Source organism: Streptomyces sp. NPDC058872 (genome assembly GCF_042743065.1).
Classification (GTDB): domain Bacteria; phylum Actinomycetota; class Actinomycetes; order Streptomycetales; family Streptomycetaceae; genus Streptomyces.
In genome coordinates, this window is sequence record NZ_JBHYMK010000056.1 from 24,462 (window position 1) to 44,862 (window position 20,401).

A 20,401-nucleotide genomic window follows, 5' to 3' on the forward strand; every position below is an offset into this window, starting at 1 on the left:
CGTCGAACGGCCCCCGACAGGTGCCGGGGGCCGTTCGACGAGGTCCGTGCGCCGCGCGCTTGCGGGTCCTCAGCCCTTCACACAGATGAACTGCTTCAGCTTGGCGACCACCTCGACCAGGTCCTGCTGCTGCTCCATCACCTGCTCGATCGGCTTGTAGGCGCCCGGGATCTCGTCCACCACGCCGGAGTCCTTGCGGCACTCGACGCCGCGCGTCTGTTCCTCCAGGTCCCGCACCGTGAAGCGGCGCTTCGCCGCGCTCCGGCTCATCCTCCGCCCCGCGCCGTGCGAAGCGGAGTTGAAGGCCTTCTCGTTGCCCAGGCCCTTCACGATGTACGAGCTGGTGCCCATCGAACCGGGAATGATCCCGAACTCGCCGCGCCCGGCACGGATCGCCCCCTTCCGCGTGACCAGCAGGTCCATGCCCTCGTACCGCTCCTCCGCCACGTAGTTGTGGTGGCAGGAGATCTCGGTCTCGAAGGTCACCTTGGCCTTCCGGAACTCCCTGCGGATCACTTCCTTCAGCAGCGCCATCATGATCGCGCGGTTGTACTTCGCGTACTCCTGCGCCCAGTACAGATCGTTCCGGTAGTCCGCCATCTGGGGCGTGTCCGAGACGAACACCGCCAGGTCCCGGTCGACCAGGCCCTGGTTGTGGGGCAGCTTCTGGGCCACCCCGATGTGGTGCTCGGCCAGTTCCTTGCCGATGTTGCGGGAGCCGGAGTGCAGGATCAGCCAGATGGCGCCCGCCTCGTCGAAGCAGACCTCCACATAGTGGTTGCCGCCGCCGAGCGTTCCCATCTGCTGGCCCGCCCGCTCCCGACGGAACTTCACCGGGTCGGCGACCGTGTCGAACCCCGCCCAGAAGGCGTCCCACCCCGCCAAGGGGAACTGGTGCAGCCGCTTCGGGTCCACCGCCTCGCGGTGCAGCCCGCGCCCGACCGGGATCGCCTGCTCGATCTTCGAGCGGAGCCGGGACAGGTCGCCCGGCAGGTCGTTGGCCGTCAGGGAGGTCTTGACCGCCGACATGCCGCAGCCGATGTCCACACCGACCGCCGCCGGACAGACCGCGTCGCGCATCGCGATCACCGAACCGACCGTCGCCCCCTTGCCGTAGTGCACGTCCGGCATCACGGCCAGGCCCTTGATCCACGGCAGCGTCGCCACGTTCTGCAGCTGCTGCATGGCGCCGCCCTCCACGGAGGCGGGATCGGCCCACATCCGGATAGGCACTTTCGCGCCAGGAACCTCGACGTAAGACATAATCCCTCGACTCCCCCGATAAGTTTAATAACGCAAAAACCGGAACCAAAGCCCGTACAGGTGACGGCGGGCCAGCATCAACGGCTGCGCGTGCGGTAGACATTGTGTCCATCAGCCGGGTTCGCGCGGCAAACAGTTTTCGGAAGAGCATCGGCGAAGGGAGCCCGGGAACGTGCAGCTGAAGAGGTACGTGCCCCGCCTCGCCGGGTCCACGGCCCGGTCCGCGGCCCTGCTCGCCCTCGGCCTGACGGCCGGCCTCACGGCCTGCTCCTCCGGCGCCCCCGCCGGCGACCTCACCGTCGACTCCAAGGCCGGCCCGGCCGTCGCCACCGCGCCTCCCGGCCGCTACCGCACCCTCTTCGAGCCCTGCGGCGCCGTACCGCAGGCCACCCTCAAGGAGCTGCTCCCGGGCGCGGCCGAACTGCCCGAGGCCGAGCGCGACAAGGCCTACCAGGGCGTGGCCGCCGTCACCTACGACACGGACCGACGCGTCGGCTGCGCCTGGAAGGCCGACACCCTGGAGCTCTCGCACCGCCTCTCCCTCGACATCGAGCGGGTGGTGTCGTACGACGCGACCGTCAGCGATGACGACCGTGCGCAGGAGGTGTACCTCCGCAAACAACTCGCGGCGGGCATCCCGCTGCCCCCCACGGCCCCGCCCGCCACCACGGACGCCTCCGCCACCGGAGCCACCCCCACCGGCTCCTCCTCCCCCTCGGGCCAGCCGGCGACGGGGGTCACCCCGTCGAGCACGGCACCGAGCGCCGACGTCCCCTCCGCCGACCCGACCGCCACGACGACGGCGACCGGCCTCGAACCCCGTGTCCTCGAAGGCCTCGGGGACGTCGCGTACGTCGACGACGTCCTCAGCACGGTCGGCACGAGCCGGCAGCAACGGCTCGTCCACGTGGTGTTCCGCACATCGAACGTGCTCGTGACGGTCTCCTACCAGGAGCAGACCACGGGTTCCGCCGGGGCCCCCGACAGCCAGGAGCTGCAGGAAAGGGCCCGGAACCTGGCCCGGAAGCTCGCCGAACGACTGGAGGAGTAGCCGGTCGACTCCGCTCCGCGAGCACACGGCGACCACGTAACGTGTCGCCGTGGCCGTGGCCGCTCCGTGTCCCCGACCGCCGACCGGGACCGCCGACCGGACCGTACGACAAGCGACTGAAGGAACCATGCAGCGATCAGCTCCGCGAACGCGCCTCACCCGCATACTCGCCTGCGCCGCCGTCCCGGTGATGCTCGTCGCCGCCGGCTGCTCCTCGGACTCCGACGGGAAGGAGGGGCAGGACAAGGCCTCCGCATCGGCGTCGGCGTCCGCCACCCCCTCCCCGTCCCAGTCGACGAAGACGGTCGAGCCGGCGAAGTTCGCGAAGCTGCCGGACGTCTGCAAGGCGATCTCGGCGAAGACGACGGCGTCGCTGGTGCCCAAGGCCAGGACGAAGAACGGCACGCCGGCCGCCTCCAGCGACCTCAACAGCCGCGGCGGCTGTTCGTGGAACGGCCTGGAGGACAAGGGCGTGGACGGCTCGCAGTACCGCTGGCTGGACGTGTCCTTCTACCGCTACGACTCCGACGTCACGCTCGGCAGCGGCCAGGAGCGGGCGCAGCAGAACCTGGCGAAGGAGATCGCGAAGGTCCAGGGGACCCCGGGCGCGAAGAAGCTGCGCACGACGACGACCACGGGCATCGGCGACGAGGCGCAGACGGTCGTGTACCAGCTGCACAAGACCGACGAGGACTTCGTCTACGCGTCGATCGTGGCGCGGACGGGCAATGTGCTGGTGCTGCTCTCGTACAACGGCGCCGGTTACGCGGGCGCTGACACCCCGTCGGAGAAGTCCATCACGGACGGTGCGGTCAAGGCGGCCAAGGAGGCCGTCGCCGCGGTCGTCACGGCCAACAAGTGACCACGGACAATTAGCCGCACGACGGCACATATGGCTACACACATGCGGAGCCCGGCCTTCCCCCGAGGGCCGGGCTCCGCACATGTGTGCCACTCTGTGCGCGCCGGTAGTCGAATGACGGGAGGGGATCGCGGGTGGCCGCGATGCAGCTGACACGCACACACCGAATACTCATCGGCCTCGTCATCGCCGGTGCGCTGATCATCGCGGGGATCGGCTTCGCGGGTTCGTACGCCGCCGTGCGCGAACTCGCCCTGCAGAAGGGCTTCGGCACCTTCTCGTACTTCTTCCCGATCGGCATCGACGCGGGCATCTGCGTGCTGCTCGCCCTGGACCTGCTGCTGACCTGGTTGCGGATCCCGTTCCCGCTGTTGCGCCAGACCGCCTGGGTGCTGACGGCGGCCACCATCGCCTTCAACGGTGCGGCTGCCTGGCCGGACCCGCTGGGCGTCGGCATGCACGCGGTGATCCCGGTGCTGTTCGTGGTGGCCGTGGAGGCGGCGCGGCACGCGGTGGGCCGGATCGCGGACATCACGGCCGACAAGCACATGGAGGGCGTCCGGATCACCCGCTGGCTGCTCTCCCCGGTGCCGACGTTCCGGCTGTGGCGCCGGATGAAGCTGTGGGAGCTGCGTTCGTACGAGCAGGTCATCAAGCTGGAGCAGGAACGTTTGATCTACCAGGCCCGGCTGCAGGCGCGCTACGGGCGGGGCTGGCGGCGCAAGGCCCCGGTGGAGGCGCTGATGCCGCTGCGGCTCGCCCGGTACGGGGTGCCGCTGGCGGAGACGGCCCCGGCGGGCCTCGCGGCGGCCGGCATCGAGCCGGCGGTGCTGCCGGCACAGCCCCACGCCCAACCGCCGCAGCTCCAGCAGCCGGCAGAACTGGCACTGGCCCAGGCTCCGTCCCCGGCCGGGGACGGAGTCCCGGCCCCGGTGGGTGCCCAGGCTCCGGCCCCGGTGGGTGCCGAGGCTCCGCCCGGCATGCCGACCGCGGGCCCGGTGACCCACGAGAGCCAGTGGTTCGCGGCCCAGACCGTCTCTCCCGAGTCGTACGAGGGCACGTACAACCCGCAGATCGTGGAGGGCCTGGAGCCCATGCCGGTCCCGGTGCCACAGGGACCGGAGGACGTTCCGCCGTCGGGCCCGGAGGAGTTCGTCCCGTATCCCGAGTACGTCGAGGAGCCGCAGGCTCCCGTGCACGAGTTCGAGGAGGACGTCTTCAAGCTCATGTGGTCGTACGTGCAGGACAACGACCAGTTCCCGAGCAACGCCGAGCTGGCGCAACTGGTGGCCGCGCACTACGGCCTGCAGGAGTTCCCCGCCGCGGACACGGACCTGTTGTACGGGCTGATCCCGGAGGTCCAGAAGCGCGTCCAGGAAGCCATGGCCGAGCACGACACCGCCTGATCCCGGCCGGAACCCGAGGCTCGGAACCCGACCCCGGAGCGCCGAGCCCGACGCCCGGAACACGGCGTCCGACGGCTCCGGACGGTGGGGAAGGACGGCGAAGAGGGCCGCCCCCGGAAGATCCGGGGGCGGCCCTCTTCTCGGCCTCAGGCCCCGAGCAGCTTGCGCACCCGGTCCGCCCCGACCGCGAGCAGCAGCGTGGGCAGGCGCGGGCCGGTCTCACGGCTGACCAGGAGCTTGTAGAGCAGGGCGAAGAAGGCCCGCTGGGCGAGCTTCAGTTCGGGCGTCGGCTTGGCCTCGGGGTCGAGACCGGCCATGACCTTCGGGACGCCGTAGACGAGGGTGGTGAGCCCGTCCAGCGACCAGTGCGCGTCGAGTCCCTCCAGCAGCAGCCGCAGGGACTCGCGGCCCTCCTCGTCCAGGGTGCCGAGGAGCTCGGTGTCGGGCTCCTCGCGGACGATGGTGCGCTGTTCGGCCGGGACCTGGTTGGTGATCCAGTTCTCGGCCCGGTCCAGGCGCGGCCGGACCTCGTCGAGGGAGGTGACCGGGTTCTCGGGATCGAGGTCGGTCAGGATCCGCAGGGTCTGCTCGTCGTGGCCGGCGGTGATGTCGACGACGGAGGCGAGCGTGCGGTACGGGAGCGGACGCGGGGTGCGCGGGAGCTCACCGGCCGCGGTGCGGGCGGCCCGGGCGTGCGCGGCGGCATCGGCCGGGAGGACGCTGCCGTCGGCCACCTTGGACTCCAGCTTGTCCCACTCGTCGTAGAGCCGCTGGATCTCCTGGTCGAAGGCGATCTTGAAGGACTGGTTGGGCCTGCGGCGGGCGTAGAGCCAGCGCAGGAGCTGCGGCTCCATGATCTTCAGCGCGTCGGCCGCGGTGGGCACGCCGCCCTTCGAGGAGGACATCTTGGCCATGCCGCTGATGCCGACGAAGGCGTACATGGGGCCGATGGGCTGGACGCCGTCGAAGATGCGGACGATCTGCCCGCCGACCTGGAAGGACGAACCGGGCGAGGAGTGGTCGACGCCCGAGGGCTCGAAGATGACGCCCTCGTAGGCCCAGCGCATGGGCCAGTCGACCTTCCACACCAGCTTGCCGCGGTTGAACTCGCTGAGCTTGACGGTCTCGGCGAAGCCGCAGGCCGAGCAGGTGTAACCGAGCTCGGTGGTCTCGTCGTCGTACCCGGTGACGGTGGTGAGGTCCTTCTCGCACTGCCCGCAGTAGGGCTTGTACGGGAAGTAGCCGGCACCGCCGCCGGAGCCGTCGTCCTCGCCGGCCGCACCCGAACCCTCGGCGGCCTCCAGCTCGGCCTCGTCGACCGGCTTCTGGGACTGCTTCTTCGGAGCCTTCTTCGTCCGGTACTGGTCGAGGACGGCGTCGATGTCACCGCGGTGCCTCATCGCGTGCAGGATCTGCTCGCGGTAGGCGCCCCTGGTGTACTGCTCGGTCTGGCTGATCGGGTCGTACTCGACGCCCAGCTCGGCGAGCGACTCGACCATGGCGGCCTTGAAGTGCTCGGCCCAGTTGGGGTGCGGCGAACCGGCCGGGGCCGGGACCGAGGTCAGCGGCTTGCCGATGTGCTCGGCCCAGGACGCGTCGATGCCCTCGATGCCGTTCGGCACCTTGCGGTAGCGGTCGTAGTCGTCCCAGGAGATGAGGTGCCGGACCTCGTGCCCACGACGACGGATCTCATCGGCGACCAGGTGCGGGGTCATGACCTCGCGCAGGTTGCCGAGGTGGATCGGGCCGGACGGCGAGAGACCGGACGCGACGACGACCGGTTTGCCAGGCGCACGTCGCTCCGACTCGGCGATGACCTCGTCCGCGAAACGGGAGACCCAGTCGGTCTCGGTGCTGCTCTGAGCCACGGTCGGTACGTCCTTCTTCCTCGAATGCCTCGAAGCCTTACAGCTCTACGGCTGCCATTGTCCCAGACGGAACGACGCGCTCCGAGGTTGTCCACCGCCCGCGGCCGTCCGCGGGCGGAGAAAACACGTTGCTCTCCCATGGGACACTTGACAAGCGAAATAGACCACCGGACACCTCTCCAACGGAACGGAAGCTCATGGCCTCGGTCCCCTCCCTCGCCTCGACCGTGCAGCAGCGCCTCGCGGACGGCCTCTCGGCAGCGCTGCCGGACGCCGCGTCCGCCGACCCGCTGCTGCGACGAAGCGACCGGGCCGACTTCCAGGCGAACGGCATCCTGGCGCTGGCCAAGCAACTCAAGGGCAACCCGCGCGAGCTGGCCACCAAGGTCGTCGGGGCGATCCCGGCCAACGACGTCCTGAAGGAGATCGAGGTCTCCGGCCCCGGCTTCCTGAACATCACGGTCACCGACGCCGCGATCATCGACACCCTCGCGGCCCGCGCCGCCGACGCCCGCCTCGGCGTGCCGTTCAACGAGTCGGCGGGCACGACCGTGATCGACTACGCCCAGCCGAACGTGGCCAAGGAGATGCACGTCGGGCACCTCCGGTCGGCCGTGATCGGCGCCGCCATGGTCGAGATCCTGGAGTTCACCGGCGAGACGGTGGTCCGGCGCCACCACATCGGCGACTGGGGCACCCAGTTCGGCATGCTCATCCAGTACCTGATCGAGCACCCGCACGAGCTGGACCACTCCTCGGAGGCCGAGGTCTCCGGCGAAGAGGCCATGTCGAACCTGAACCGGCTCTACAAGGCCTCGCGCGCCCTCTTCGACTCCGACGAGGGGTTCAAGACCCGGGCCCGTGCGCGGGTGGTGGACCTGCAGGCCGGTGACGAGGAGACGCTCGCGCTCTGGCAGCGGTTCGTCGACGAGTCGAAGATCTACTTCTACTCGGTCTTCGACAAGCTGGACATGGACATCCAGGACGGCGACGTCGTCGGCGAGTCGGGCTACAACGACATGCTGACGGAGACCTGCCGGCTGCTGGAGGAGTCGGGCGTCGCCGTCCGCTCCGAGGGCGCGCTGTGCGTGTTCTTCGACGACGTGAAGGGCCCGGACGGCAATCCGACGCCGCTGATCGTCCAGAAGTCCGACGGCGGCTTCGGCTACGCGGCGACGGACCTGTCCGCGATCCGCGACCGGGTGCAGAACCTGAAGGCGACGTCCCTGCTGTACGTGGTGGACGCCCGCCAGTCGCTGCACTTCAAGATGGTCTTCGAGACGGCCCGCCGGGCCGGCTGGCTGAACGGCGACGTGAAGGCCGTCCAGCTGGCCTTCGGCACGGTCCTCGGCAAGGACGGGAAGCCGTTCAAGACCCGTGAGGGCGAGACGGTCCGGCTGGTGGACCTGCTGGACGAGGCGATCGACCGCGCCTCGTCCGTGGTCCGCGAGAAGGCCCAGGACCTGACGGAGGAAGAGATCACCGAGCGCGGTGCCCAGGTCGGCATCGGCGCGGTGAAGTACGCGGACCTGTCGACCTCGGCGGCCCGCGACTACAAGTTCGACCTGGACCAGATGGTCTCGCTGAACGGCGACACCTCGGTGTACCTGCAGTACGCGTACGCCCGGATCCAGTCGATCCTCCGCAAGGCGGGCGACGCCGAGCCGGCCGCGCACCGGGAACTGGCCCTCGCGCCCTCCGAGCGGGCGCTCGGCCTGCACCTGGACGGCTTCGGCGAGCTGATCGCCGAGACGGCCGCGGACTACGCCCCGCACAAGCTGGCCGCGTACCTGTACCAGCTGGCCTCGCACTACACGACGTTCTACTCGGAGTGCCCCGTCCTGAAGGCGGACACCCCCGAGCAGGTCGAGAACCGTCTCTTCCTGTGCGAGCTGACCGCCCGCACGCTCCACCAGGGCATGGCCCTGCTGGGCATCAGGACGCCCGAGCGCCTCTGACCGCCCGACGGAACGAAGCCCCCGACACGGTGTTCCGTGCCGGGGGCTTCGTCATCAGCGGATGGCGTGCGAGGTGCGGCCCGACACCTCGTCGATCTCCGTGTGGGCCTTCTGGAGCAGCTGCGAAGCGAGGTCCATCAGCGCCCGCGCACCGGCGATCTCCTCGCCCACCCTCAACTGCTCGGGATCGGAGGGGTGTCGGTTCGCGGTGCCGTGGGCCCGGAACTCGGTGCCGTCGGAGAGCCGGACCATGGCCGCGGCCCGCGTCCGGTCGCCCTCCTCCTGGAACTCCATCTCCACGTGCCATCCGACGAGCGTGTGCATCATGAGGACCACCTCCACCGAGGTACCTGTCGGCTACCCCTCCAGGGTGCGCCGCCCCGTGCCGCCCCACCACTCGCCCCGCCCGGGGCGCCGGCCGGAACCGGGCGCCGCCGGGGCCCGGGTCCGCCCGGCGCGGCCGCTCAGCGTCCGGCGGACAGGTTCTGCGCGACTTCGGTGGCCCAGTAGGTCAGGATCATCTGCGCGCCGGCCCGACGGATGCCGGTGAGGGTCTCCAGGATCGCCTTGTCCCGGTCGATCCACCCCTTCTCCGCGGCGGCCTCGACCATCGCGTACTCACCGCTGATCTGGTAGGCGGCGACGGGGACGTCCACGGCCTCGGCGACCTTGGCGAGCACGTCCAGGTACGGGCCCGCGGGCTTCACCATCACCATGTCGGCGCCCTCCTCCAGGTCGAGCGCCAGCTCGCGCATCGACTCGCGGAGGTTGGCCGGGTCCTGCTGGTAGGTCTTGCGGTCGCCCATGAGGGACGAACCGACGGCCTCGCGGAAGGGTCCGTAGAAGGCGGAGGAGTACTTCGCGGTGTACGCGAGGATCGAGACGTCCTCCTTGCCGATGGTGTCCAGGGCGTCCCGGACGACCCCGACCTGCCCGTCCATCATCCCGGAGGGGCCGACGACGTGGACCCCGGCGTCGGCCTGGACCTGGGCCATCTCGGCGTACCGCTCCAGCGTGGCGTCGTTGTCGACGCGGCCGTCCTCGGTCAGGACGCCGCAGTGGCCGTGGTCGGTGTACTCGTCGAGGCACAGGTCCGACATGACGATCAGCTCGTCGCCGACCTCCGCCCGCACGTCCCGGATGGCGACCTGCAGGATGCCGTCGGGGTCGGTGCCGGCCGTCCCCGCCGCGTCCTTCTTCGCGTCCTCGGGCACCCCGAAGAGCATGATCCCGGAGACCCCGGCCTCCAGCGCCTCCACGGCGGCCTTCCGCAGGGTGTCCCGGGTGTGCTGCACGACCCCCGGCATGGCGGCGATCGGCACCGGCTCGGTGATCCCCTCCCGCACGAACGCGGGCAGGATCAGGTCGGCCGGGTGCAGCCGCGTCTCGGCAACCATCCGGCGCATGGCGGGCGAGGTCCGCAAGCGCCGCGGACGCGCCCCGGGAAAGGATCCGTACGAGTTCATGGGTCCGAGGCTACGCCCGCGGACGGACTGCCCTTACCGACGTCCTGTGGGCATGCGCCCCGCCGGACCCGCGCGACGCCCGCTCCCCTCAGGGCCGGACGTCCCGGCCCCACGCGGCGGGGTGCGGGCCCGCGAACCGGACCCGCACCCCGCCGAAGGGCGTCCCTACGTCGTGCGGCGGCGCCGCGCACCCGGTCGCCGCTCGCTCGGCCGGGTCACCGGGTCGCCGGCCTCCAGCGCCGCCTCCCGCCGCCGCGTGCCGAAGTCCGCCAGCGCCTCGGCGAGCTTGTGGACGGACGGCTCCGGGGAGAGCACGTCCACCCGCAGCCCGTGCTCCTCGGCCGTCTTGGCCGTGGCGGGGCCGATGCAGGCGATCACCGTCACGTTGTGCGGCTTGCCGGCGATGCCGACCAGGTTCCGCACGGTCGACGACGACGTGAACAGCACGGCGTCGAAGCCGCCGCCCTTGATCGCCTCCCGGGTGTCCGCCGGCGGCGGCGAGGCCCGCACGGTCCGGTAGGCGGTGACGTCGTCGACCTCCCACCCGAGCTCGATGAGCCCCGCGACCAGGGTCTCGGTCGCGATGTCGGCGCGCGGCAGGAAGACGCGGTCGATCGGGTCGAAGACCGGGTCGTACGGCGGCCAGTCCTCCAGGAGCCCCGCCGCGGACTGCTCCCCGCTGGGCACGAGGTCCGGCTTCACACCGAAGTCGACCAGCGCGGCGGCGGTCTGCTCGCCCACGGCGGCGACCTTGATGCCGGCGAAGGCGCGGGCGTCGAGCCCGTACTCCTCGAACTTCTCGCGCACGGCCTTCACCGCGTTCACCGAGGTGAAGGCGATCCACTCGTAGCGGCCGGTGACGAGCCCCTTGACCGCCCGCTCCATCTGCTGCGGGGTGCGCGGCGGCTCGACGGCGATCGTCGGCACCTCGTGCGGCACCGCGCCGTAGGAACGCAGCTGGTCGGAGAGCGACGCGGCCTGTTCCTTGGTGCGCGGCACGAGGACCCGCCACCCGAAGAGGGGCTTCGACTCGAACCACGACAGCTGGTCCCGCTGCGCCGGGGCGCTGCGCTCGCCGACCACGGCTATGACCGGCCGGTGCCCCTCGGGCGAGGGCAGGACCTTGCCCTGCTTGAAGACCTGGGCGATGGTGCCCAGCGTCGCGCTCCAGGTGCGCTGGCGGGTGGTCGTACCCGCGATGGTGACGGTGAGCGGGGTGTCCGGCTTACGGCCGGCCGCCACCAGCTCACCGGCGGCAGCGGCCACCGCGTCCAGCGAGGTTGAGACGACGACGGTGCCGTCGGAGGCACCGACCTCGGCCCAGCACCGTTCGTCGGCGGTACGGGCGTCGACGAAGCGGACGTCCGTGCCCTGTGCATCGCGCAGCGGCACCCCGGCGTAGGCGGGCACGCCGACGGCCGTGGCGACGCCGGGCACGACCTCGAAGGGGATGCCCTCGGCGGCGCAGGCGAGCATCTCGGCTCCGGCGTTCCCGTCGAGTCCGGGGTCGCCGGTCACCGCACGGACGACCCGCTTGCCGCCCCTCGCGGCCTCCATGACAAGATTGGTCGCATCCCTCAACACGGGGACGCCGGCGGCTGTTGACGCCTCGTCAACGACCGTCAGCTCCGGCGTGCTCACCCCCACGCGCGCATGGCCGCGAACGACCTCGAGGACCTCCGGCTCGGCGATCAGGACGTCCGCCCCCGCAAGGGCCTCGACGGCCCTGAGGGTCAGCAGTCCGGGGTCGCCCGGGCCTGCGCCGAGGAACGTGACGTGCCCGTGGCCGGCGAAGGCCTGGGACAGGGGGCTGGTGGTCGGGCTGGTGGGGCTCAAAGTGCTCGCTCCCCCATAAGACCGGCCGCACCCTTGGCGAGCATCTCGTCCGCGAGTTCGCGTCCGAGCGCCAGGGCCTCGTCGTGCGAGGTGGGTACGGGTCCGGTGGTGGACAGCTGCACCAGCGTCGAGCCGTCGGTGGTGCCGACGACGCCGCGCAGGCGCATTTCGGTGACAACCTGCCCGTGACCGGGGCCGTCGGCCAGCAGGTCGGCCAGCGCACCCACGGGTGCGGAGCAGCCGGCCTCCAGGGCGGCGAGCAGGGATCGCTCGGCGGTCACGGCGGCCCGCGTGCGCGGGTCGTCGAGCGGCGCGAGCGCGGCGACGAGTTCGGTGTTCGACGCCAGGCATTCGACGGCCAGGGCCCCCTGGCCGGGAGCGGGCAGCACGGTGTCGACGGGCAGCGGCTCGGCCGTCAGTCCGTCGAGGAGCTCATCGGTTCCGCCGATGCGGTTGAGCCCGGCCGCGGCCAACACGACCGCGTCCAGCTCCCCCTTGCGGACGTAGCCGACGCGGGTGTCGACGTTGCCGCGGATCGGGACGCAGGTGAGCTCCAGACCGTGGCTGCGCGCATGCGCGTGGAGCTGGGCCATGCGCCGCGGGGAACCGGTGCCGACGCGGGCGCCCGCGGGCAGCCGGTCGAGCGTCAGCCCCTCGCGCGCGATCAGCACGTCGCGCGGGTCTTCGCGCGTCGGGATCGCGGCCAGCACCAGGTCGGGGTGCTGGGCGGTCGGCAGGTCCTTCAGGGAGTGCACGGCGAAGTCGACCTCGCCGGCGAGCAGCGCGTCGCGGAGGGCGGCGACGAAGACGCCGGTGCCGCCGATCTGCGCGAGGTGCTCCCGGGAGGTGTCCCCGTACGTCGTGATCTCCACGAGCTCGACGGGCCGGCCGGTCAGCTGCCGGACCGCGTCGGCCACGTGCCCGGACTGGGCCATGGCGAGCTTGCTGCGCCTGGTCCCGAGCCTCAGTGCCCTCTCGGTCATACTCGCCCTCGGTTCTTGACGTCGGCGTCATTCAGGTCGGCCCGGCTGACGGAAGCCACCGTCTCCGGGTCGAGGTCGAAGAGTGTCCGCAGCGCGTCCGCGTACCCGGCACCGCCGGGCTCGCTGGCCAGCTGCTTGACCCGCACGGTCGGCGCGTGCAGGAGCTTGTCGACGACGCGGCGCACGGTCTGGGTGATCTCGGCGCGCTGCTTGTCGTCGAGGCCGGGGAGGCGGCCTTCGAGGCGGGCGACCTCGCTGGCGACCACGTCGGCCGCCATGGTGCGCAGGGCGACCACGGTCGGGGTGATGTGGGCGGCCCGCTGGGCGGCGCCGAAGGCGGCGACCTCGTCCGAGACGAGCCCCCGCACCTGGTCGACGTCGGCCGCCATGGGCGCGTCGGCGGAGGCCTCGGCGAGCGATTCGATGTCGACGAGCCGGACACCGGGGATGCGGTGGGCGGCGGCGTCGATGTCGCGGGGCATGGCGAGGTCGAGCAGGAAGAGCGGGGCCGTGCGGTCCTGCACGGCGGTCCCGACGGCCTCGCCGGTGAGGACGAGCCCGGTGGCGCCGGTGCAGGAGATGACGACGTCGGCACGTGTCAGTTCGTCGCCGACGGCAACCATATCGGCCGCGCGTGCGGCCACTCCCGTTCCGGCGCCGGGCTCGGTGAGGATCTGTGCGAGCCGCTCGGCGCGGGCCAGCGTGCGGTTGGCGATGACGACCTCGGAGACCCCGGAGCGCGCGAGCGTGGCGGCGGCCAGGGAGGACATGGAGCCGGCCCCGATGACGAGCGCCTTCTTGCCCGTGGCCCAGGTCTCGACGTCGGCGCCCTGCGCGAGCTGCTCCAGGCCGAAGGTGACGAGCGACTGTCCCGCCCGGTCGATCCCGGTCTCGCTGTGCGCGCGCTTGCCGACCCGCAGCGCCTGCTGGAACAGGTCGTTGAGGAGACGGCCGGCGGTGTGGAGGTCCTGGCCGAGGGCGAGGGCGTCCTTGATCTGGCCGAGGATCTGGCCCTCGCCCACGACCATGGAGTCCAGCCCGCAGGCCACCGAGAAGAGGTGGTGGACGGCCCGGTCCTCGTAGTGCACGTAGAGGTAGGGGGTGAGCTCGTCCAGACCGATGCCGCTGTGCTGCGCGAGGAGCGTGGACAGCTCGGCGACACCGGCGTGGAACTTGTCCACGTCGGCGTAGAGCTCGATGCGGTTGCAGGTGGCCAGGACGGTTCCCTCGGTCGCCGGTTCGGCGGCGAGGGTGTCCTGGAGCAGTTTGGCCTGGGTGTCCGCCGACAGCGAGGCCCGCTCCAGGATGGAGACCGGGGCGCTGCGGTGGCTCAGTCCGACGACGAGGAGGCTCATGCCGGCATCACCGCGGGCACGTCTCCGTCCGGTCCCTTGCGGCTGCCGTCGCCACTGGTGGTGCGGGGCGCCGGCGGGACCGGGGCCGCGGCCTGCTCCGCCCCGGCACCCGCGGCGGGGAGGTCCTCGACGCTCGGTTCCTCGCCGGCCTTGCGCTGCTCGTGGAAGGCGAGGATCTGCAGTTCGATGGAGAGGTCGACCTTGCGCACGTCGACGCCGTCGGGCACGGAGAGCACGGTCGGGGCGAAGTTCAGGATGGAGGTGACGCCGGCCGCCACCAGACGGTCGCAGACCTGCTGGGCGACGCCGGCCGGGGTCGCGATGACCCCGATGGAGACGCCGTCCTCACTGATGATCTTCTCCAGGTCATCGCTGTGCTGGACGGGGATCCCGGCGACCGGCTTGCCGGTCATGGCGGGATCGGCGTCGATCAGCGCGGCGACGCGGAAGCCTCGGGAGGCGAACCCGCCGTAGCCGGCGAGGGCCGCACCGAGGTTGCCGATGCCGACGATGACGACGGGCCAGTCCTGGGTGAGTCCCAACTCGCGGGAGATCTGGTAGACGAGGTACTCGACGTCGTAGCCGACACCGCGGGTGCCGTACGAGCCGAGGTAGCTGAAGTCCTTGCGCAGCTTGGCGGAGTTGACCCCCGCGGCGGCAGCGAGCTCCTCGGAGGAGACCGTGGGTACGGAACGCTCCGAAAGCGCGGTGAGGGCGCGCAAATACAGCGGAAGGCGGGCGACGGTGGCCTCGGGAATTCCTCGGCTACGGGTCGCCGGTCGGTGAGTTCGGCCAGTTGCCACGGTGCTCCTGCGGGATGAGCGGGGCTGTAGGCGGCCATGCGTCCCAAGACCGCCCCGTCGAATGCAGGCTATGTCTTTGTGAACGCGTGCACAAAGATGGTGTCCGTTTTGTCCGGCCAAAGTGACCGGGGTCACGCGGCCGGTTCGCGTCGTCACGGAACCGCGGAGCACGTCAATGCGTTGGAATTTCGAAGGGGGCAAAGCCACGCACTCCCCTCACCTCCCCACCCCCGAAATACAAGAAAACACCCGCGCCGACAGCCGCCTTTCGGTCACGCATCCAGCGCCCGCCGGAGCCGCCCGGCGTCCACGCGCCAGAAGGTGTGCTGCTCCCCGTCGACGAGGACCACGGGAATCTGCTCCCAGTACGCCCGGTGGAGTTCCTCGTCACGGGTGATGTCCTTCTCCTCCCAAGACGCCCCGGTCTCCGCACACACGGCGGCGATCACCCCCCGGGCGTCGTCGCAGAGGTGGCACCCCGGCTTGCCGATCAGCGTCACCAGACGGGCCCCGGGCTCCCGCCCCGCCCCGCCGTCCTTCTTCTTCGCGCGTCCGAACATGTCGTCCATTCTGCGCGGCCCGGTAACCCCGGCGACACGCTCGGCGCCGACTGTTCACACCACGGCATCCCCACAAGTCGGGAAGTACCGAACAGACTGGCTATGCTCAACGGCATGGCCGCTCTGGGATGGCTCACCCCCCGTAGGCGCTCCGCAACCGCGCGCAGCGTCCTGGCAGGCGAGGCCGCTGCCGAGGCAGCACGCAAGTCCTCTCTCCAACTGGAGCAGGAGCGCGAGGAGTCCGCCGCCACCGAAACCGAGCTCTCCGAGCCCGAGTTCCCGGTCGTCGGCGATGTGCGTGCGGCCGCGTTCTTCGACCTCGACAACACCGTGATGCAGGGCGCCGCGATCTTCCACTTCGGTCGCGGCCTGTACAAGCGGAAGTTCTTCCAGCGCCGCGAGCTCGCCCGCTTCGCCTGGCAGCAGGCCTGGTTCCGGCTCGCCGGCGTCGAGGACCCGGACCACATGCAGGACGCCCGCGACAGCGCCCTGTCCATCGTCAAGGGCCACCGCGTCTCCGAACTGATGTCGATCGGCGAGGAGATCTACGACGAGTACATGGCCGACCGCATCTGGCCCGGCACCCGCGGCCTCGCCCAGGCGCACCTGGACGCGGGCCAGAAGGTCTGGCTGGTCACGGCCGCCCCGGTGGAGACGGCCACCATCATCGCCCGCCGGCTCGGCCTGACCGGCGCGCTCGGCACCGTCGCCGAGTCCGTCGACGGCGTCTACACGGGCAAGCTGGTGGGCGAACCCCTGCACGGGCCGGCCAAGGCCGAAGCCGTCCGGGCCCTCGCCACCGCCGAGGGCCTCGACCTGGGTCGTTGCGCCGCCTACAGCGACTCGCACAACGACATCCCGATGCTGTCGCTGGTGGGGCACCCGTACGCGATCAACCCGGACACCAAGCTGCGCAAGCACGCGAGGGACCGGGACTGGCGGCTGCGCGACTACCGGACCGGCCGCAAGGCGGCCAAGGTCGGCATCCCCGCCGCCGCGGGGCTCGGCGCGCTGGCCGGCGGCACCGCCGCCGCCGTCGCCCTGCACCGCCGCCGGCACTGACGTCCCGGAGGCGCGGGGACCGGGCGCGACGTCCCGGAGGCGCGGAGACCGGGCGCGACGTCCCGGAAGCGCGGGACCCGGACGCCCGACCGAGTGCGGCCGTCCTGCCGATACGTTTCGGCTGCGACCGCCTGCGACAACCCCGGACCGCGACCACTCACCCGTCCGTGGTCGAACAGCTCCGCACACGTCGACTCGCAGGCATTCCGGCCTTCTTACCCCACAGCGGCTCCGGTCACTCCCCGACTCCCCACTTGAGCACAACACATCCCCCGCACAGTCACAGTCGAAAGCGAAACGATCAATAGCCGATCACCAAGCGCGACTTAAAACGACTACAAGCAGCGACCGATGCGACCTAACCGGTGATTTGAGCAACTGGGTGTAGTGCTGCCTGTACGAAGCGTTATTCTCCTCAGACGCACAAAGGACCCCTCACGTCGCCACGACGGGTGAATGGTCCTGTACTGAACGTGATGGAAGCTCTGCCTCTGGGAGTCCCGTGTACCCACACGTCGGGGTTGACACCTCGGGCCTGGCTACGCTGCGCGCAACGGTCCTCGACCACTTGCGCGGCTTCGTCCCCACCGCGTACGCCGGCCCCGTCCCCGCCTTCGCCTTCGCCACCCCGGCACCCGTCGGCCCTTGCTATGTCCTGGCCGACGGCGGTGCCGCCGTGAGCAGACGGGGCACCCGCTCCGGAACCTCGACCACCGCCCGCCGCCCCGCCGCGGACAGCGACAGCGCCCGCATGATGGACCTCGTCGAGCGCGCCCAGGCCGGCGAGGCCGAGGCCTTCGGCCGCCTGTACGACCAGTACAGCGACACGGTCTACCGCTACATCTACTACCGCGTCGGCGGGAAGGCGACCGCGGAGGACCTCACCAGTGAGACGTTCCTGCGCGCCCTCCGCCGGATCTCCACCTTCACCTGGCAGGGCCGGGACTTCGGCGCCTGGCTCGTCACCATCGCCCGGAACCTGGTCGCCGACCACTTCAAGTCGAGCCGCTTCCGCCTCGAAGTGACGACCGGCGAGATGCTCGACGCCAACGAGGTCGAGCGCAGCCCCGAGGACTCGGTCCTGGAGTCCCTCTCCAACGCCGCCCTCCTCGACGCGGTCCGCCGCCTCAACCCCCAGCAGCAGGAGTGCGTGACCCTGCGCTTCCTCCAGGGACTCTCGGTCGCCGAGACCGCCCGGGTCATGGGCAAGAACGAGGGCGCCATCAAGACCCTCCAGTACCGGGCCGTCCGCACCCTGGCCCGCCTCCTCCCGGACGACGCCCGCTGACCGCTCCGCGCCCCCCACACGCGTTCTCCCGCCCCACCCCCCACATCCCACAACCTCCACCCAACTCACAGTCGGTGACGACTCGATGACGCACTGGTCCGATCATCTTTCGCGCGTAACCCAAGTGCCGCGCCGCTCGTTGTGCGGGATGCAGGCTCCCTGTGGTCACGCCATGTCCACAGCCACTCACTCTTTCGTGTGGATGTGCTCAAGGCGTGCAACCTTCCGGACACCCCGGGGAGTCGACCGTCATGACGAGAGGAGGTGCCGCCAGTGATCGCGAACGTATCGGCGCACCGGCGGGCGAACGCCTTCGCCCAAGCCCTGGAGGACCGGGCGTCCGAGGGCGCGGCGGCCGAATGGTCCGAGACCCCGCCGGCGACGGCCGAACCGGCCGAACCGGATCGACTGTTGGCCTTGGCGAACGGCCTCGGCGGCTTGCCGAAGCCACAGCTCGACCCCGAGGTCAAGGTGGTGCAGCGAGCGCAGCTGGTCGCCGCCATGGAAGCGATGCTCATGGAGGGCGGCGCGACAGCGGGCCCTATGGTGCCGGAGCAGCGGACGTCCGCCACCAAGGGGACCCACCGGGCGTCCCCCCTCCGGAAGCTCCGCCCCCGCTCCCGCTGGACCAAGGGCCTCGCCGCCGGCGGCCTCACGGTCGGTGTGGCGGCGGGCGCCTTCGGCGGGGTCGCCGCTGCCAGTTCCGACGCCCTGCCCGGTGACTCGCTCTACGGGCTCAAGCGGGGCATGGAGGACATCAAGCTGGGCATGGCGGACGACGACGCGGACCGCGGCGGCATCTACCTCGACCAGGCCTCCACCCGCCTCAGCGAGGCCCGCAGGCTCATGGAGCGCGGTCGTGCCGGGGACCTCGACCACGAGTCCCTCACCGAGATCCGCCGCGTCCTGAGCGGAGTGAAGCACGACGCCAGCGAGGGGCACCGACTGCTCCGACAGGCCTACGACCAGGACGGCGAGATCGGTCCGATGGCCCGGCTGAACTCCTTCGCCCAGTCCCACCGGAACACCTGGAACGGCCTGCGCGACCGGCTCCCCGTCCAACTCTCGGACGTCGGCAGCCAGGTGACGGACGTCTTCGACGCCATAGACGAAGACGTCGAGCCGCTCCAGTCGGTCCTCCCCCGGATCCCCGAGAAGGGAGCGGTCGGCTCCGAAGGCCCCCGCGGCAGGACCAGTCCTCCGCAGGACACCGGGGGCGCCGATGCCCAGCGTCCGCAGTCCTCCCAGGACGCGCCCTCCACGGGTGCCTCCCCCGCGCCGAATCCGTCCGGTTCGAGCACGGGAGCCGCACCGAACGCGGACGCCGGCACCGACTCCCCCGAGGACGACGGCCTGCTCGGCAGCACCGGAGGGTTGCTCGCCCCGTCCCCGACCGGCACATCGACGACATCGACGGACGGCCAGTCGGGCTCGGACGCACCTGACGTGACCATTCCGCCACTCCTGCCGGGCCTGCTGCCAGGTCTCGGCATCGACAGCGAGGACGCTCGCTAGCAAGGAGGAGGGGCGCCCCCACGGACGGGGGGCGCCCCTCTTTCCATGCCCGGGACGGCAGCGCTCACGTGCCCGGCGCGGCGGCGGTCAGAAGAACACCGACCGCCGCTGCACCAGGAGCTTGTACAAGGTGTGCTGGATCTCCTCCCGCACCTGGTCCGTCAGGTTGAACATCAGCATCGGGTCCTCCACCGCCTCCGGCGCGTAGGAATCCGTCGGAATGGGCTCACCGAACTGGATCGTCCACTTCGTCGGCAACGGCAGCGCGCCGAGCGGCCCCAGCCAGGGGAAGGTCGGGGTGATCGGGAAGTACGGAAGGCCCAGCACCCGCGCCAGGGTCCTGGCGTTCCCGAGCATCGGGTATATCTCCTCCGCCCCGACGATCGAGCAGGGCACGATCGGCACCCCGGCCCGCAGCGCCGTCGACACGAAACCGCCGCGCCCGAAGCGCTGGAGCTTGTACCGCTCGCCGAAGGGCTTCCCGATCCCCTTGAAGCCCTCCGGCATCACCCCGACGATCTCGCCGGCGCGCAGCAGCTGCTCCGCGTCCTCCGCACAGGCCAGCGTGTGCCCCGCCTTGCGGGCCAACTCGTTGACGACCGGCAGGACGAAGACCAGGTCCGCCGCGAGCAACCGCAGGTGCCGCCCGGCCGGATGCCGGTCGTGGACGGCGACCTGCATCATCAGCCCGTCCAGGGGCAGGGTCCCGGAGTGGTTGGCGACGATCAACGCCCCGCCGTCGGCGGGGACGTTCTCGATGCCCTTCACCTCCACCCGGAAGTACTTCTCGTACAGCGGACGCAGCAGCGACATCAGGACCTGATCGGTGAGCTCTTCGTCGTAGCCGAACTCGTCGACCTCGTACTCACCGGTGATCCGCCGCCGCAGGAACGCGAGGCCGCCCGCGAGCCGTCGCTCCCAGCCGTTCCCCGCGGCCGGTGGCGCCTCGGGCTCCGCCGGCGCCCGGTGGGCGGCCCCGGGCTCCTCGGAGGCGTCCTCGGGCGTCCGTACGGACCCGGGCAGGGCACGTACGGCCGCCGACTCGCCGTCGGCCCGGGCGGCCCGGCGGCGGGACCGCGAACGGTCGTCATCGAACGGAATGACCTTGGCGTCCGCCATCGCAGT

Annotated in this window: 17 protein-coding genes; 7 read left to right on the top strand and 10 right to left on the bottom strand. The window is 71.1% G+C overall.

Translation table 11 applies throughout. The features are described from left to right. Positions 1-69: 69 nt before the first annotated feature. The gene (locus ACFW22_RS28335) at positions 70-1,263 is read right to left on the bottom strand and encodes an RtcB family protein (protein WP_386409755.1); all 1,194 of its coding nucleotides are present in this window, start codon (positions 1,261-1,263) and stop codon (positions 70-72) included. Positions 1,264-1,435: 172 nt separating this feature from the next. On the opposite strand from ACFW22_RS28335, the gene ACFW22_RS28340 reads away from it, so the two are divergent. The 3 genes from ACFW22_RS28340 (at position 1,436) to ACFW22_RS28350 (ending at position 4,582) form a co-directional block, all read left to right on the top strand. Then, positions 1,436-2,314 carry a DUF3558 domain-containing protein gene (locus ACFW22_RS28340; protein ID WP_386409757.1) on the top strand — a complete coding sequence of 293 codons (879 nt, stop codon included), beginning with the start codon at positions 1,436-1,438 and terminating at the stop codon, positions 2,312-2,314. 127 nt (positions 2,315-2,441) lie between these two features. Next, positions 2,442-3,176 carry a DUF3558 family protein gene (locus ACFW22_RS28345; protein ID WP_386409759.1) on the top strand — a complete coding sequence of 245 codons (735 nt, stop codon included), beginning with the start codon at positions 2,442-2,444 and terminating at the stop codon, positions 3,174-3,176. A gap of 134 nt (positions 3,177-3,310) precedes the next feature. Next, positions 3,311-4,582 carry a DUF2637 domain-containing protein gene (locus ACFW22_RS28350; protein ID WP_386409761.1) on the top strand — a complete coding sequence of 424 codons (1,272 nt, stop codon included), beginning with the start codon at positions 3,311-3,313 and terminating at the stop codon, positions 4,580-4,582. Between the two features lie 146 nt (positions 4,583-4,728). Here the strand turns inward: ACFW22_RS28350 and lysS are convergent, their stop codons facing one another. Continuing rightward, positions 4,729-6,450, bottom strand: coding sequence for a lysine--tRNA ligase (lysS, locus tag ACFW22_RS28355; protein WP_386409763.1), 1,722 nt, complete (start codon positions 6,448-6,450; stop codon positions 4,729-4,731). A 197-nt stretch (positions 6,451-6,647) separates the two neighbouring features. Between lysS and argS the strand changes: the two genes are divergently transcribed. Continuing rightward, positions 6,648-8,408: an arginine--tRNA ligase gene (gene argS, locus ACFW22_RS28360; RefSeq protein ID WP_386409765.1), complete on the top strand. Its 1,761-nt coding sequence runs from the start codon at positions 6,648-6,650 to the stop codon at positions 8,406-8,408. A gap of 54 nt (positions 8,409-8,462) precedes the next feature. Here argS and ACFW22_RS28365 read toward each other — a convergent pair whose 3' ends face one another. The 7 genes from ACFW22_RS28365 to ACFW22_RS28395 form a co-directional block, all read right to left on the bottom strand. After that, positions 8,463-8,732, bottom strand: coding sequence for a DUF1876 domain-containing protein (locus ACFW22_RS28365; protein WP_384876716.1), 270 nt, complete (start codon positions 8,730-8,732; stop codon positions 8,463-8,465). Positions 8,733-8,872: 140 nt separating this feature from the next. Beyond that, positions 8,873-9,874: a porphobilinogen synthase gene (hemB, locus tag ACFW22_RS28370; RefSeq protein WP_386409767.1), complete on the bottom strand. Its 1,002-nt coding sequence runs from the start codon at positions 9,872-9,874 to the stop codon at positions 8,873-8,875. A 165-nt stretch (positions 9,875-10,039) separates the two neighbouring features. Further along, a complete protein-coding gene (locus tag ACFW22_RS28375; RefSeq protein ID WP_386409769.1) occupies positions 10,040-11,710 on the bottom strand; it encodes a uroporphyrinogen-III synthase in 1,671 nt (556 codons plus the stop codon). Next, positions 11,707-12,693 (bottom strand): hydroxymethylbilane synthase, encoded by a 987-nt coding sequence (hemC, locus tag ACFW22_RS28380; RefSeq protein WP_386409771.1) that lies wholly within the window; start codon positions 12,691-12,693, stop codon positions 11,707-11,709. Before hemC ends, ACFW22_RS28375 begins: the two co-directional genes overlap by 4 nt. Further along, entirely contained in the window at positions 12,690-14,048 is a 1,359-nt protein-coding gene (locus ACFW22_RS28385; RefSeq protein WP_386409773.1) for a glutamyl-tRNA reductase, read from the bottom strand. Before ACFW22_RS28385 ends, hemC begins: the two co-directional genes overlap by 4 nt. After that, positions 14,045-14,851, bottom strand: coding sequence for a redox-sensing transcriptional repressor Rex (locus tag ACFW22_RS28390; RefSeq protein ID WP_386409775.1), 807 nt, complete (start codon positions 14,849-14,851; stop codon positions 14,045-14,047). The genes ACFW22_RS28385 and ACFW22_RS28390 overlap by 4 nt, the downstream gene beginning before the upstream one ends. A gap of 272 nt (positions 14,852-15,123) precedes the next feature. After that, positions 15,124-15,420 carry a glutaredoxin family protein gene (locus tag ACFW22_RS28395; RefSeq protein WP_386409777.1) on the bottom strand — a complete coding sequence of 99 codons (297 nt, stop codon included), beginning with the start codon at positions 15,418-15,420 and terminating at the stop codon, positions 15,124-15,126. A gap of 105 nt (positions 15,421-15,525) precedes the next feature. Here ACFW22_RS28395 and ACFW22_RS28400 point away from each other — a divergent pair, with 105 nt between their 5' ends. The 3 genes from ACFW22_RS28400 to ACFW22_RS28410 all read left to right on the top strand — a co-directional run bounded on the left by ACFW22_RS28400 (position 15,526) and on the right by ACFW22_RS28410 (position 19,276). Beyond that, complete coding sequence (locus ACFW22_RS28400; protein WP_386409779.1) at positions 15,526-16,473, top strand: HAD family hydrolase; 948 nt, start codon at positions 15,526-15,528, stop codon at positions 16,471-16,473. A gap of 502 nt (positions 16,474-16,975) precedes the next feature. Further along, the gene (locus tag ACFW22_RS28405) at positions 16,976-17,761 is read left to right on the top strand and encodes an ECF subfamily RNA polymerase sigma factor, BldN family (protein WP_386409781.1); all 786 of its coding nucleotides are present in this window, start codon (positions 16,976-16,978) and stop codon (positions 17,759-17,761) included. Positions 17,762-18,034: 273 nt separating this feature from the next. Next, positions 18,035-19,276 (top strand): DUF5667 domain-containing protein, encoded by a 1,242-nt coding sequence (locus ACFW22_RS28410; RefSeq protein ID WP_386409783.1) that lies wholly within the window; start codon positions 18,035-18,037, stop codon positions 19,274-19,276. An 87-nt stretch (positions 19,277-19,363) separates the two neighbouring features. Here ACFW22_RS28410 and ACFW22_RS28415 read toward each other — a convergent pair whose 3' ends face one another. Continuing rightward, complete coding sequence (locus ACFW22_RS28415; protein ID WP_386409785.1) at positions 19,364-20,395, bottom strand: lysophospholipid acyltransferase family protein; 1,032 nt, start codon at positions 20,393-20,395, stop codon at positions 19,364-19,366. Positions 20,396-20,401 lie beyond the last annotated feature (6 nt).

Excerpts from the sequence above, each read along its gene's own strand:
- ACFW22_RS28335 (WP_386409755.1), bottom strand. The coding sequence starts at position 1,263 with ATGTCTTACGTCGAGGTTCCTGGCGCGAAAGTGCCTATCCGGATGTGG.
- ACFW22_RS28345 (WP_386409759.1), top strand. The coding sequence starts at position 2,442 with ATGCAGCGATCAGCTCCGCGAACGCGCCTCACCCGCATACTCGCCTGC.
- argS (WP_386409765.1), top strand. The coding sequence starts at position 6,648 with ATGGCCTCGGTCCCCTCCCTCGCCTCGACCGTGCAGCAGCGCCTCGCG.
- ACFW22_RS28365 (WP_384876716.1), bottom strand. The coding sequence starts at position 8,732 with ATGCACACGCTCGTCGGATGGCACGTGGAGATGGAGTTCCAGGAGGAG.
- hemB (WP_386409767.1), bottom strand. The coding sequence starts at position 9,874 with ATGAACTCGTACGGATCCTTTCCCGGGGCGCGTCCGCGGCGCTTGCGG.
- hemC (WP_386409771.1), bottom strand. The coding sequence starts at position 12,693 with ATGACCGAGAGGGCACTGAGGCTCGGGACCAGGCGCAGCAAGCTCGCC.
- ACFW22_RS28385 (WP_386409773.1), bottom strand. The coding sequence starts at position 14,048 with ATGAGCCTCCTCGTCGTCGGACTGAGCCACCGCAGCGCCCCGGTCTCC.
- ACFW22_RS28395 (WP_386409777.1), bottom strand. The coding sequence starts at position 15,420 with ATGGACGACATGTTCGGACGCGCGAAGAAGAAGGACGGCGGGGCGGGG.
- ACFW22_RS28400 (WP_386409779.1), top strand. The coding sequence starts at position 15,526 with ATGGCCGCTCTGGGATGGCTCACCCCCCGTAGGCGCTCCGCAACCGCG.
- ACFW22_RS28415 (WP_386409785.1), bottom strand. The coding sequence starts at position 20,395 with ATGGCGGACGCCAAGGTCATTCCGTTCGATGACGACCGTTCGCGGTCC.